Annotated in this window: 12 protein-coding genes, 1 tRNA gene and 1 pseudogene; 7 read left to right on the forward strand and 7 right to left on the reverse strand. The window is 66.8% G+C overall.

Annotated features, from left to right (window positions below):
- Positions 1–221 precede the first annotated feature (221 nt).
- The 4 genes from QN357_RS13275 to QN357_RS13290 all read right to left on the reverse strand — a co-directional run bounded on the left by QN357_RS13275 (position 222) and on the right by QN357_RS13290 (position 2,539).
- Complete coding sequence (locus QN357_RS13275; RefSeq protein WP_134446480.1) at positions 222–935, reverse strand: GAF and ANTAR domain-containing protein; 714 nt, start codon at positions 933–935, stop codon at positions 222–224.
- Between the two features lie 9 nt (positions 936–944).
- On the reverse strand, positions 945–1,700 hold the full coding sequence (locus QN357_RS13280) for a GAF and ANTAR domain-containing protein (protein WP_322135872.1): 756 nt from the start codon (positions 1,698–1,700) through the stop codon (positions 945–947).
- Positions 1,701–1,932: 232 nt separating this feature from the next.
- Positions 1,933–2,008, reverse strand: a tRNA-Val gene (locus QN357_RS13285).
- A gap of 63 nt (positions 2,009–2,071) precedes the next feature.
- Entirely contained in the window at positions 2,072–2,539 is a 468-nt protein-coding gene (locus QN357_RS13290) for a peroxiredoxin (protein ID WP_134446478.1), read from the reverse strand.
- Positions 2,540–2,783: 244 nt separating this feature from the next.
- Here QN357_RS13290 and aceE point away from each other — a divergent pair, with 244 nt between their 5' ends.
- The 6 genes from aceE (at position 2,784) to QN357_RS13320 (ending at position 10,400) form a co-directional block, all read left to right on the forward strand.
- Positions 2,784–5,510, forward strand: a complete 2,727-nt coding sequence (gene aceE, locus QN357_RS13295; RefSeq protein ID WP_134446477.1) for a pyruvate dehydrogenase (acetyl-transferring), homodimeric type — start codon at positions 2,784–2,786, stop codon at positions 5,508–5,510.
- A gap of 7 nt (positions 5,511–5,517) precedes the next feature.
- Positions 5,518–6,723 (forward strand): PucR family transcriptional regulator, encoded by a 1,206-nt coding sequence (locus QN357_RS13300; RefSeq protein ID WP_134446476.1) that lies wholly within the window; start codon positions 5,518–5,520, stop codon positions 6,721–6,723.
- Between the two features lie 103 nt (positions 6,724–6,826).
- Positions 6,827–7,744 (forward strand): ACP S-malonyltransferase, encoded by a 918-nt coding sequence (locus tag QN357_RS13305; RefSeq protein ID WP_134446475.1) that lies wholly within the window; start codon positions 6,827–6,829, stop codon positions 7,742–7,744.
- An 18-nt stretch (positions 7,745–7,762) separates the two neighbouring features.
- Complete coding sequence (locus QN357_RS13310) at positions 7,763–8,767, forward strand: beta-ketoacyl-ACP synthase III (protein WP_134446474.1); 1,005 nt, start codon at positions 7,763–7,765, stop codon at positions 8,765–8,767.
- Between the two features lie 60 nt (positions 8,768–8,827).
- Entirely contained in the window at positions 8,828–9,076 is a 249-nt protein-coding gene (locus QN357_RS13315) for an acyl carrier protein (protein WP_134446473.1), read from the forward strand.
- Positions 9,077–9,164: 88 nt separating this feature from the next.
- On the forward strand, positions 9,165–10,400 hold the full coding sequence (locus QN357_RS13320) for a beta-ketoacyl-[acyl-carrier-protein] synthase family protein (RefSeq protein ID WP_134558431.1): 1,236 nt from the start codon (positions 9,165–9,167) through the stop codon (positions 10,398–10,400).
- 132 nt (positions 10,401–10,532) lie between these two features.
- Here QN357_RS13320 and QN357_RS13325 read toward each other — a convergent pair whose 3' ends face one another.
- Complete coding sequence (locus QN357_RS13325; protein ID WP_134446471.1) at positions 10,533–11,054, reverse strand: DUF3145 domain-containing protein; 522 nt, start codon at positions 11,052–11,054, stop codon at positions 10,533–10,535.
- 251 nt (positions 11,055–11,305) lie between these two features.
- Here QN357_RS13325 and QN357_RS13330 point away from each other — a divergent pair, with 251 nt between their 5' ends.
- A complete protein-coding gene (locus tag QN357_RS13330; RefSeq protein WP_322135873.1) occupies positions 11,306–11,917 on the forward strand; it encodes a PadR family transcriptional regulator in 612 nt (203 codons plus the stop codon).
- A gap of 94 nt (positions 11,918–12,011) precedes the next feature.
- Here the strand turns inward: QN357_RS13330 and QN357_RS13335 are convergent, their stop codons facing one another.
- A complete protein-coding gene (locus QN357_RS13335; protein WP_322135874.1) occupies positions 12,012–12,926 on the reverse strand; it encodes a DUF1684 domain-containing protein in 915 nt (304 codons plus the stop codon).
- Positions 12,927–12,999: 73 nt separating this feature from the next.
- Positions 13,000–13,662, reverse strand: a pseudogene (locus tag QN357_RS13340) (bifunctional 3'-5' exonuclease/DNA polymerase); the annotation flags it as partial.

Consider the following 13,662-nt stretch of genomic DNA (forward strand, 5'->3'; position numbering starts at 1 on the left):
CCTGACCGCTGTCGCCGATGACGGGAATGTCGACAACTTCGACCTGGCCTCGGGTACTCAGTCTCTCGGCATACTGCATGACAGCATCGGCAAGGTCACTCCCGGTTACGACGGATCCCCCTGCGTGGAATATGCGCTTCATCGTCTTCCCTCACTGGCTCAGTGAACTGTCCATGTGCAGCCAGGGTCCGGGGCGCAACCCCAGTATATGCAGAACCGGTTCAGAGGCGAAGGGTGCGATCGACGACGGCCGCGGATACTTCGGCGAGCGGCCTGTTGTGGCTCCTGGCGTAGTCACGGAGCATCGTGAACGCCTCGCTCATGTCGACGTCGTGCATGAACGCGATGACGCCCTTGGCCTGTTCGATCACGACGCGGCTGTTGAGCGCGTGCTGGAGCTGTGCGCGAGCGATGTCGCTCTCGCGGATCGCGCGTTCCTGCAGGATTCCGATCGTCGCCGTGTCCGCGAGGGCCTGAACGGTGCGCAGGTCCTCGGCGCCAAGGCCGCCGAGACGGTCCCAGAAAAGATTGAGTGAGCCGATGGTCGTCGCCCGCAGGTGCAGGGGAACGGCGTGCATCGAGAGGAATCCCTGTTCGAGTGCACCCGCACGGAAGAGGGGCCATTTCGGGGCGACGACGTCGAGGTCGGGAATGGCGACAGCGGCACCGGTCGTCACGCACTCGACGCAGGGACCGGCGCCCGCTCGCAGCTGGAGGATTTCGACCAGCCGGGTGCGCTCGTTGGTGGAGGCCACGACCTCGAAGTCTCCGTGACCGGCCGAGAGGATGATACCCACCGCGGACGCTCCGAAGAGGAGCGCGCACCGCTCGACGAGAGTCTGCAGGAGGTCGACGACGTCGTAGCCGACGACGAGCGTGTCGGCCAGCGTGACGAACGTCTCGACGAGCTGACCCTCCCGGGATTGTGTGACCATGTTGTAATCCTAAGGTGCGATAACCGTGGAGAAATCAATTTTCCGGGCGACCACATCGTGTGCGACGGACCGCACCGATCGTCCGTTTGAGAAAGCGTAACCACGGAGGAGCAGCAATGCATCCGTGGCGGAGAGATTCAGCTGGGCAAGGATCATCCCCGTGGCCTGGTGGATCACGCGGCGCGAGAATCCCTCGGCTTCCGGTTGCGTCGGGTCGGCAGGGTTCGGTCCGTCGGCATCCAGTCGCTCCGGATCCTGTTCCACGGAGACGTGGTCTCGAAGCGCCCGGCGCAACACGACCCGGGCGACGATATCCGCGAGTTCCGTTGCGTCGGCGACAGCCTCCGGCGGCAACGGGCCGGCAACGGACGAGTAGAGGTCGACGGCGCCGATCTCGAGCGTTCCGATGACGAGAGGGAAGGCGAACAGTCCCCCGACCTCCGCGTCGTCGAGTGCCGCGCGAAACATCGGCCAGGCCGGATTCTGCTCGAGGCGGATGTCCGGCGAGAGGACCGGGCGCCGGGTCGCGAGCGCCCGCCAGCACGGTCCCTCGCCGAGATCGAATTGCAGTTCGTCGATCCGGGCGGCGAACGCGTCGCTCGCGCTGATCGTCTCGGTCCCGAAGGGCGCGCCGAGGGTGGAGATCGCTGCTCCATCGATGGGGAGCACTCTCAGGAACGGGGCGCAGAGCTCCGTGCCGGAGTCGTCCCAGGCTTCGAGTTCCCGGGCGGCAGTATCGAATGCCGCACGGCTAACGGGGGACACGGGCCGGGTCCTGTGCCCCGGGGGCATGCCTGCTCCGGCCGACCGGGACATCCACTCGCAGATCACTCCACAGGAGAGCCACTGGCACACACGACCTTTCGGCTCCCGGAGGAGCGACCGGTTCACACGGGAGTCCCGGCAGGACTCACCGAATTACCCCAAGCCTAACCCGTGAGACCAGATCCCGGTCAACCGGGGAATCACTCTCGGACACCCCGAGGTGCTGACCTACTGGTGGGCCCTACCGGGCTCGAACCGATGACATCCACGGTGTAAACGTGGCGCTCTACCAACTGAGCTAAAGGCCCCTGCGTATCGACTTCCGCCGGGGTTGAACCGACACCACTATACCGGTGGGAGCGGCGATCGGGTCACGCGGGCTGGAGTTCGCCGATCGCGGCACGGTATGCGTCGAGCGAACGCGCCTCGCCGGGAGCCGTGATGAAGCTCGCACGGATGATGCCGTCCGGGTCGATCAGGAAGGTTGCGCGGTTCGAGAAACCCTTCTCCTCGAGGAAGACGCCGTATTCCTTGGCGACGGCTCCATGCGGCCAGAAGTCGGCGAGGAGGTTGAATCCGTAGTTCTCCTGCTCTCCCCAGGCGCGCAGCGCGTGCCGGGAATCCACCGAAATACCCAGGAGTTCAACACCACTGTTCTCGAACAGGCTCAGGTTGTCGCGCAGGGTGCACAACTCGCCACTGCAGATTCCCGAGAACGCGAGAGGGAAGAAGACCAATGCCACCGACTTGTCACCGCGATACTGGCTGAGCTGGATGTGCTCGCCGTACTGGTTGACCAATTCGAAGTCGGGTGCCTGGGTGTCATTCTCCAGAGCCATAGTGCGTCCTTTCCTGCGTCAGCCACCAGTGGCAAGCGCCGGAACAGCCTAGCCCCGGGGATGGGGGAAACCTAGACAATTCTTTCGCTGACAGCGTTCGTCGCGTACCGGCCGCGCGTGCGCGGCACACAGCTGGAATCTGTAGGCTGGCGTGGTGCCAGCGGTCCACAGGGACCGCTTTGCGGCACGCCTAACCAGGCACGGTCGCGTATCACACGACCTGCCCGATAGAGAGAGGTCGACTGTGACTGTCAACGACCAGGACCCATACTCGGTGAACAGCACGGATGCGGATCCGGAAGAGACGAAAGAGTGGTCCGAATCTCTGGACGCACTCGTGGCCGCCCAGGGACACGAACGCGGCCGCGAGATCATGCTGAGCCTGCTCAAACGATCCAAGGAACTGCACCTGGGCGTCCCCATGGTGCCCACCACCGACTACATCAACACGATCGCGGCCGGCAACGAGCCGGACTTCCCCGGCGATGAAGACATCGAGCGCCGCTACCGCGCCTGGATCCGCTGGAACGCAGCCGTGCTCGTGCACCGCGCACAGCGACCCGGGATCTCCGTCGGCGGACACATCTCGACATACGCCTCATCCGCCGCCCTCTATGAGGTCGGCTTCAACCACTTCTTCCGCGGCCAGGACCACCCGGGTGGCGGAGACCAGATCTTCATCCAGGGCCACGCCTCCCCCGGCACCTACGCCCGGGCATTCCTCGAGGGCCGCCTGACCGCGAACCAGCTCGACGGCTTCCGCCAGGAGAAGTCGCACGCGCCGCAGGGACTGTCGTCCTACCCGCACCCGCGCCTGATGCCGGAGTTCTGGCAGTTCCCGACGGTGTCGATGGGCCTCGGTCCGATCAACGCCATCTACCAGGCGCAGACCAACCGGTACCTCACCAACCGCGGAATCAAGGACGCCAGCGACCAGCAGGTCTGGGCGTTCCTCGGCGACGGTGAGATGGACGAGGTCGAAAGCCGCGGCCAACTCCAGGTCGCCGCGAACGAGGGTCTCGACAACCTCAACTTCATCATCAACTGCAACCTGCAGCGCCTCGATGGACCCGTCCGCGGAAACGGAAAGATCATCCAGGAGCTCGAGAGCTTCTTCCGCGGTGCCGGCTGGAACGTCATCAAGGTCGTCTGGGGCCGCGAGTGGGACGACCTCCTGTCCCGCGACGTCGACGGCGCCCTGCTCAACCTGATGAACGTCACCCCCGACGGCGACTACCAGACGTACAAGGCCGAGAGCGGCGCATACGTTCGCGAGAACTTCTTCGGCCGCGACCCGCGCGCCCTGAAGCTCGTCGAAGGCTACACCGACGACGAGATCTGGAACCTCAAGCGTGGCGGCCACGACTACCGCAAGGTCTACGCGGCGTTCAAGGCCGCGTCGGAGCACAAGGGCCAGCCGACCGTCATCCTCGCGAAGACCGTCAAGGGCTACGCCCTCGGCCCGAGCTTCGAGGGCCGCAACGCGACCCACCAGATGAAGAAGTTCACCCTCGAGAACCTGAAGACCTTCCGTGACAGCACCCACATGCCGATCACGGATGCCCAGCTCGAGGAGAACCCCTACCTCCCGCCGTACTACCGTCCGGACGAGAACGACGAGGCGATCCAGTACCTGCACGAACGCCGCCGCGCCCTCGGCGGCTACGTGCCGGAACGCCGGAGCAAGTACACCCAGGTCAACCTCCCGCAGGACTCGACGTACGCGCCGACCCTGAAAGGCTCCGGCACGCAGGAGATCGCCACGACGATGGCGTTCGTCCGTCTGCTCAAGGAGCTCCTGCGCGCCAAGGACTTCGGAAACCGCATCGTCCCGATCATCCCCGACGAGGCCCGCACCTTCGGAATCGACGCGTTCTTCCCGAACGCCAAGATCTACAACCCGAACGGCCAGCAGTACACGTCCGTCGACCACGCCCAGCTGCTCGCGTACAAGGAGAGCCCGCAGGGCCAGATCCTGCACGTCGGCATCAACGAGGCCGGCGCGATGGCCGCGTTCACGAACGTCGGGACCACCTACGCCACCCAGGGTGAGCCGCTCATCCCGATCTACGTGTTCTACTCGATGTTCGGATTCCAGCGCACCGGCGACGCCATGTGGGCCGCCGGCGACCAGATGGCCCGCGGCTTCATGATCGGAGCCACCGCGGGTCGCACGACCCTGACCGGTGAGGGACTGCAGCACGCCGACGGCCACTCGCCGCTCCTCGCATCCACCAACCCTGCCGTCGTGTCCTACGACCCGGCGTACGGGTACGAGATCGCGCACATCGTGCGTTCCGGTCTCGAGCGGATGTACGGCGGCCTGCACGACGACCCGAACGTCATGTACTACATCACCGTGTACAACGAGCCGGCCGTGCAGCCGGCCGAGCCCGACGAGGTCGACGTCGACGGCATCGTGCACGGCATCCACCGGATCAACCACTCGCAGGTCACCGGACCGAAGGCGCAGCTCCTGGCCTCCGGTGTCGCCGTGCCGTGGGCGCTCGAGGCGCAGGCCCTGCTCGCCTCCGACTGGGGAGTCTCGGCCGATGTCTGGTCCGTCACGTCCTGGGCCGAACTGCGCCGCGACGGCATGCGGGCGGAGGAGCACAACTTCCTCAACCCCGACCAGGGCCCGCAGGTGCCGTACGTCACGAAGAAGCTCGCCGGAGCCGCCGGCCCGTTCATCGCGGTCAGCGACTTCATGCACGCCGTGCCCGACCAGATCCGCCAGTTCATCCCCGGCGATTTCGCCACCCTCGGCGCGGACGGCTTCGGCTTCTCGGACACCCGCCCTGCCGCCCGTCGGTTCTTCAAGATCGACGGACCGTCCATGGTCGTCCGCACCCTCGAGATGCTCGCCCGTCGCGGCGAGATCGACAGGGCGGTCGTCGGCCAGGCCATCGAGAAGTACCAGCTGCACGACGTGACCGCGGGCACAACGGGCTCCGCCGGGGGCGAGAGCTAACCCGACTGTGGCCCCGGCACCGAAGACGAAGGAGCAGACGCTCGCCTGGTTGCGCACCATCTCAGGGGAGCTGTCCACGGCGACCCTGAAACGACTCGAGGACACGCTGCCCTGGTACGGCGATATGCCGCCAGGACGGCGGTCCTCGGTCGGGCTGGTGGCCCAGGCGGGCATCACGTCCTTCATCGCGTGGTTCGACGACCCGAAATCCACTCCGTGGATCGCGGCCGACGTCTTCGGTGCCGCGCCGCGGGAGCTGTTGCGCTCGGTGAGCCTGCAGCAGACCCTCCAGCTCATCCGGGTCTCCGTCGAGGTCGTCGAGGAACGCGTCAAGGACGGCGGCGAGATCCTCCGCGAGGCGATCCTGCTCTACTCCCGCGAGATCGCCTTCGGAGCTGCGGATGTCTACGCGCGCGCCGCCGAGGCACGCGGGCTCTGGGACGTGCGGCTCGAGGCCCTCGTGGTCGACTCGATCCTCAGCGGCGAGTACGACGACGAACTGCCGAGCCGGATCGCCGCACTCGGCTGGCACGGCCACGGCGAGGTCTGCGTGCTCGTCGGCACCACCCCGAAGATGCTCGATGTCGACCAGCTGCGCCGCTCCGCGCGGCACATGGCCGCCGACGTGCTGATCGGGGTGCAGGGAAACCGGCTTGTTCTCGTGATCGGTCGCGCGCACCCCGCCTCAGCGGACTCCGAGGACACCGTCGGGACGGCATCCGCCCTGACGTTCATGGAGATCGCGGTGCAACTGGAACCGAGCTTCGGTGCCGGGCACCTCGTGCTCGGACACGAAGTGCCCAACCTCGTCGACGCCTCCAAGAGCGCGAAGGCGGCCCTGGCCGGTTTCGCCGTAGCCAGGTCGTGGCGGAACGCGCCGCGCCCTGTCCAGGCGGACGACCTGCTCCCGGAGCGTGCGCTCGCAGGCGACCCGCTCGCCCGCGCCACCCTCATCCACCGCATCTACCGGCCGCTCCAGGCGCACTCGACCGAACTGCTCACGACGCTGTGGTGCTACCTCGACAACGGCCGCTCGCTTGAAGCGACGGCCAGGGAACTCTTTGTTCACCCCAACACCGTGCGCTACCGCCTGAAGCGCGTCTCCGAGGTCATCGGCTACGACGCGACGGGCGCCCGTGAGGCGCTCATCCTGCAGTCCGCGCTCATCCTCGGCTCGATCAGCGACCACGACGGCTCCACCCGCCGACGCTGACACCCCTCGTTTGACCTGTTTCTGCGGGAAGACACAAACGTTTTCCGGATACTTGGTCGATCATCGACACTCCGCGGCGAATTGAGCTTGGGAGACTAGGGGAATGATTGTTGTCGTCTGTCCCGGACAGGGCTCGCAAACCCCTGGTTTCCTCGTTCCCTGGCTTGAAGACCCCGCCTTCGCCGCCGGACTCGACGCGATGTCCGCCGCGAGCGGACTCGACCTTGTCACCCATGGCACGGTCAGTGACGCCGACACCATCCGTGACACGGCCGTCGCCCAGCCACTGATCGTTGCGTCCGGAATCCTCACCATGCGGGCGCTCTTCGCCGGCGGTCGCCGCGACCGCATCGCGGGGATCGCGGGGCACTCAGTCGGCGAGATCACCGCCGCAGCCGGGGCCGGCATCCTGAACGACGCCGATGCCCTCGGGTTCGTGCGCGAACGCGGCGCGGCGATGGCAGAGGCCGCAGCCCTCGAACCGTCCGGGATGAGCGCCGTGCTCGGCGGCGACGAAGCCGAACTTCTCACGCTCCTCACCGAACTCGGCCTCGAACCGGCCAACTTCAACGGCGGCGGCCAGGTCGTCGTAGCCGGTGCGATCGACGCACTCGCCCGTCTCTCCGCCGCTCCGCCTGCCCGTTCGCGTGTCATCCCCCTTCAGGTCGCCGGTGCATTCCACACCCGGTATATGCAGCCTGCCGTCGCCTCGCTCGCCGCGGTCGCCGCGCGTCTCACCCCCTCGAACCCGACCCTGCCGATCTGGACGAACCGGGACGGCAGCCAGGTCGCCGACGGCGCGCGGTTCGTCGGATATCTCGTCGACCAGGTCTCCTCGCCGGTACGGTGGGACATGTGCATGCAGTCTTTCGAGGCCGCTGGCGTCACCGGAATCATCGAGATCGCGCCAGCCGGCGCCCTCGTCGGCCTTGCGAAGCGTGCACTCAAAGGCGTACCCAGCGTCGCGATCAAGACCCCGGACGATTTGCCCGCCGCGTTTGCACTGATCGACCAGCAGTAAGCCCGACGGAAAGAGACCATGACCAAGCCCACACTCCAGCAGTCGCACGGCCCCGCGTTCACGCGCATCCTGTCGGTCGGTGCCGCCCGCGGTGACCTGACCGTTCCCAACGACGACCTGGTCGGTCCGATCGACTCGTCCGACGAGTGGATCCAGCAGCGTACCGGCATCATCAGCCGCGTCAGGGCCAGCAAGGACGTCCAGGCCGTCGACCTCGCCGTCGTTGCCGCCACCGAGGCCATCGAGAAGTCCGGCATCGACCCGACCCTGATCGACGCCGTCATCGTCGCCACCATCAGCAACGGCCGCCAGACCCCGTCGATGGCCGCCGTCCTCGCCGACAAGGTCGGCGCCAACCCGGCCGCTGCCTACGACATCAACGCCGCCTGTGCCGGTTACGCATATGCCGTGGCCCAGGCCGACGCCCTCATCCGCACCGGTGTCGCTCACTACGCGCTCGTCGTCGGGGCCGAAAAGCTCTCCGACCTCGTTGACCCGACCGACCGCAGCATCTCGTTCCTCCTCGGCGACGGCGCAGGCGCCGTCGTGATCGGTCCGAGCGACTACCCCGGTATCTCGAGCACCGTCTGGGGGTCCGACGGTTCCAAGGCCGGCGCGATCCAGATGAATCACACCCTGCAGGAATACCACCGCGGTGAATCCGAGTGGCCCACGCTCCGCCAGGAGGGCCAGACAGTCTTCCGCTGGGCGGTCTGGGACATGGCCAAGGTCGCCAAGCAGGCCCTCGAGGCCGCCGGCGTGACCAGTGCCGACCTCGCGGCCTTCATCCCGCACCAGGCCAACATGCGCATCATCGACGAGTTCGCGAAGCTGCTCAAGCTCCCCGAGTCCGTCGTCATCGCGCGCGATATCGCCACAACGGGGAACACCTCGTCGGCGTCGATCCCGATCGCCACGCACACCCTGCTTGCCGAACACCCTGAGCTCAGTGGCGGTCTCGCCCTGCAGATCGGCTTCGGAGCCGGACTGGTGTTCGGCGCGCAGGTCGTCGTGCTCCCGTAGTTTTCCCGTACCGCCTCTAAACTGAATCTCGGTCATACGAGACACCCCAAGGAGAAAAAAATGGCATTGTCCACCGAAGAAGTACTGTCCGGCCTCGCTGAGCTCATCAATGATGAGACCGGCATTGCGGCTGACACGGTTGAGATGGGTAAGTCGTTCACCGACGACCTCGACATCGATTCCATCTCGATGATGACCATTGTCGTCAACGCAGAAGAGAAGTTCGACGTGAAGATCCCCGACGAAGAGGTCAAGAACCTTAAGACCGTCGGCGACGCCGTCGACTTCATCGTCAAGGCCCAGGACTAAAACTAACGAGCCCAGGCCGGCCGGCATCGCCGACCGGCCTGGTCTGTGGGCTCCGCCCGCCGTTTTGATGTACCACGGAGAGTTGCATATGACCAAGAAGATCGTTATCACCGGAATCGGTGCGACCTCCCCTCTCGGAGGCACTGCCGCCGAGACCTGGGCTGCGCTGTTGAACGGCGAGTCCGGCGCCACCACCCTCGAGCAGGAATGGGTCGCACGCACCCAGCTGCCGATCACCTTCGCCGCGCAGGCGCGGGTCCCCGCCAGCGAGGTCCTCGCCAGGCACGAGATCAAGCGTCTCGACCCCTCGAGCCAGTTCGCGCTGATCGCCGGCCGCGAGGCCTGGGCGGATGCCGGATCTCCCGAGGTCGAAGCCGACCGGCTCGCCGTCGACTGGGCCACCGGCATCGGCGGCGTGTGGACCCTCCTCGACGCCTGGGACACCCTGCGCGAACGCGGCCCACGCCGCGTGCTGCCGATGACCGTCCCGATGCTGATGCCGAACGGTCCCGCCGCGGCAATCGGCATGGACCTGCACGCCCGCGCCGGTATCACGACCGTCGTCTCCGCCTGCGCGTCGAGCACCGAGTCCCTCGTCAACGCCTATGACCGGCTGCAGGCCGGCCGCGCGGACGTCGTCATCGCCGGTGGCTCGGAAGCCGCGATCCACCCACTGCCGATCGCGTCGTTCGCGGCGATGCAGGCGTTGTCCAAGCGGAACGACGACCCGGCCCATGCCTCACGCCCGTACGACGTGTCACGCGACGGCTTCGTGCTCGGCGAGGGTGCAGCAGCACTCGTCGTCGAAACCGAAGAACACGCCAAGGCCCGCGGTGCGCACATCTACGCCGAACTGCTCGGCGGTGCCGTCACGAGTGACGCGTACCACATCACGGCTCCCGACCCCGAGGGATCGGCGGCCGCCCGGGCTATGGTCACCGCCATCCGCAACGCGGGTGCCGATCTCAGTGATGTCGCCCACATCAATGCGCATGCGACAAGCACGCCAGTCGGGGACATCGCTGAGTACAACGCACTCCGTCGCGTGTTCGGCGACCTGCTCGAGGGCATCCCCGTTTCCGCGACGAAGGCATCCACCGGGCACCTGCTCGGTGGTGCAGGTGCGATCGAGGCGTTCTTCACCGTGATGGCGCTCTCGACGCGGACCGCCCCGCCGACGATCAACCTCGTCGAGCAGGACCCGGCCATTCCGCTCGACGTCGTGACCTCACCGCGCACCCTGCCCGGCGGCAACCTGCTCGCGATCAGCAACTCGTTCGGATTCGGCGGCCACAACGCCGTCGTGGCCTTCCGCTCGGTCTAGTCGACAAGCTCGGTCCCTTCGGACGTCTATCAGCAACAGGCTCGACCCCCCGGGGTCGGGCCTGTTCTCGTTTCCGCCTTTTCTCGTTTCCGCCAGGTGTCTCTTTCCCCGGCCTTGTGCGAATCAGGACTGTCAGCCGACCTTGTGCAGCCAGACCACGGAATTGAAGTCGCTCGCGTGCCTGAAGGGTTCGAGTTCGTCGTCCCAGGCCTGCCCGAGGGCGAGGCGCAGTTCGCGATGCAGTTCGACGGCGTTCGCGCCGGCGGATTCCATGGCGTAGCGAATCCGGTCTTCCGGGATCACGATGTTCCCGACGGTGTCGGTCTGTGCGAAGAAAATGCCGAGCTCCGGCGTGTGCAGCCACCGCCCGCCATCGACGCCGAACCCGGCGTCCTCGGTCACTTCGAAGCGCAAGTGGTCCCATCCGAGCAGCGCGGATGCGAGGCACGCGCCGGTCCCTGGTGCGCCCTCCCAGTGGTATTCGGCGCGCTGGGAACCCGTGAGCACCGGCTGATCGGACCAGTCGAAGTTGACGGCCTCGCCGAGGGCGCGACCGACCGCCCACTCCACATGCGGGCTGAGTGCCCGTGGCGACGAATGCACCAAAAGCACCCCTCGCGCAGTTGGTGGCCGGCGCGCAGGTATTGCTGTCATCGATTTTCTCCGTTCTGTGAGATGCGTCTTCCCCAACGACCTCAGAACTGCGGATTCAATACGATGCAAGCGAGTGTGAACTTGTCGCTACGACGGAATTGCTGCCGTCTCCTTGGATTATGCCTCAGCCGCCTGTGGGTATTCAAGGAAGATCGGGTTATTTGATCCCACCAGTTCAACCGGTTCCCGCGCGTTTTCCCGTGGACCGGTTCGCTATACTCGGTATAGCTATCTCTCGCTTCGGAGGCCCGGTGTCGGTACGCAGTTGTCTGCTTGTGATCCTGTCGATCGGTCCGGCATACGGATTCCAGCTTCACGCTGAACTCAGTTCCCGTACGGCCGGTCGCCGGAACGTGAACGCCGGCCAGGTCTACGGCACTCTCGAGCGACTCGTGAAACAGGGAGTCGTGGAATCGGCAGGGACCACTGACGACGGACTCCCCCTGTACCGGGCGACCTCGTCCGGATTGAGCGAAGCATCTGCCTGGCTGACCGCGACGGAGAGCGCCGTCGGCGAGGAGTGGAACGACCTCGTCGACCGGGTGCTGCTCGCGTCGTCACTCCCTGATACGGACGTTCTCGGCATCATCGCCCGCTATCGCACGCACTGGGAGTCCGACCTTGCGGACTCCGGTCCCGGCGCAGGAAGCGACAACACCGTCGCCGGGGCGCACGGCGGGGAGCTCCGGCCGGGCGCCGGGCAGGACCTGCTCGGCGCGGGGGCGCGGCATGCCCTCGCGACCGCGGCACTGGCCTGGCTCGAGAGCACGGAGCGCACGCTGGCCGCCGCCCCAGGCGAGTTCGGGCACGGTCTCAATCTTCAGAAGCCACGGCGCGGCCGGCGGCCGGCGGTGGCGGCATAGCTCGATCACGGCGTCCAGTCCGGAAGAAGTATGAGACGCAGCCCGTGGACGATGCAGCCCGTGGACGACTTCGCCGAAAGTCGAGACGATCGGTTCAGTCGTGCAGCGGCGTGCCGTCCGCGGTCAGGACCATGCGCTCGCCGGCCTCGATCGGGATGGTGAGTCGGTTCTGGGCAGGTGCGATCGGGCAGTTGAAGTTGTAGCTGAAGGCGCACGGCGGCAGGTAGGCCCGGTTGAAGTCGAGGCGAATCGTTCCGTCGCCCTCCGGTGAGACGCGCAGGAATCGGCCGACGCTGTAGGTGCTGACCCCGTTGGTCGCGTCGGCGAACACGAGGAGCAGGCTCGGCCCGTCCTCGAAGGCAACGAGGTTGTAGTCGATGCCATCCCTGGTGAAGGTGATCTCGCCGGGCAGGGCGCGCTGGCGGGTCCGTCCCTCATCCTGCAGGTGTGCGATGCTGACCTCACCCCGCCCGGGGATCGGCGTGAACGTCGCCTCGACCACCCAGTCCGGATCGTAGGGGAATGCATCGATCCGGCCGAAATCGCGGATTCCCTCGGAGGCGGCGTCCCAGACCCGGAGGGCATACCCGCCGTCTTCGCCGGCGATCACCGTTCCCGTGAGCGTGTCGCTGAAGCGGATGCTCGAGGGCTGCATCGCGTCGAGTCCGGCCACGAGCACCGATCCATCGACCACGTCACCGTCGACGGTGATCCCCTCGCTCGCTGCCGCTGTCAGCGCGAGCCCGGACACCCCAGCGGGGAGCGGCGCCCATAACCCGGGGACGCCCCAGACCGGCTGGCCGACCGCGGGGTCACCGGTGATCCACTGGGTGTTCACGAGGGCGAGGTTGCCGCGCGGGCCGACGACCGCGCGGGAGCGTGCGTCCCGGAATTCGGCGAGCCGTGCGAGTGCGGCGTCCGTCCGGTCCTGGTCTGTGCTGCCCTGGGCGTCGTTGCCTTGGAATGCGCCGCCCTGGTCTGCGCTGCCCTGCTCTACCTGCTGTGTCATGCCTGCGCCATCCCGTCGTGTGAGTGTCTTCAGTGCAACGGGCACGGGCCCGGGTTTATTGCCGCGGCGGGCGCTATTTCGCGTCGCCGTAGTTGTCGACGGTGGCGACGGTCAGCAGGAAGTCGACAGGGAAGGTGCCGAACAGGTGCCTCCCCGCCGTGGCCGCGGCATCTTCGATAATGGTCGCGACCCTGGCCGCCAGATGCTCCGGGGTATGCACGATGACCTCGTCGTGGAGGAAGAACACCAGGTGCGGGATATCGGCGAACACGACACCGCCCCGACCGGAACGGGACCCGGAAGAAGACCCGGAAGGAGCCCGGGAAGGAGACCGGGGCTCCAACCCGGATCCGGCATCTGCGCCGACGTCCGACGCCAGTTTCCGGAGTTCCCGCCGGATTTCCGCCATCCAGCACAACGCCCACTCGGCCGCACTCCCCTGCACCACGAAGTTGCGCGTGAAACGACCCCAGTCCCTGGCCTGGGTGCGCGCCCTCCGCTCATCGGCATCGCCGGCTCCCTCCGACGAAGCCAGAGACTGCGCGGCATACCACTCTTCTCCGGGAGGCGGCGAGGACCGGCCCAGCCTGGTCGTGACCTGGTCGCCGCGCTCGCCTGCGCGCGCGGCTGTCTCGGTCAACGCGAGTGCCCGCGGATACGCCCGCGCGAGCCGGGGCAGCAACCGCCCGCTCTCCCCCGTCGTCGCACCGTACATCGCGCCGAGCATGGCCACCTT

Origin of the sequence: Cryobacterium sp. RTC2.1 (assembly GCF_035018685.1) — a bacterium.
Classification (GTDB): domain Bacteria; phylum Actinomycetota; class Actinomycetes; order Actinomycetales; family Microbacteriaceae; genus Cryobacterium; species Cryobacterium glucosi.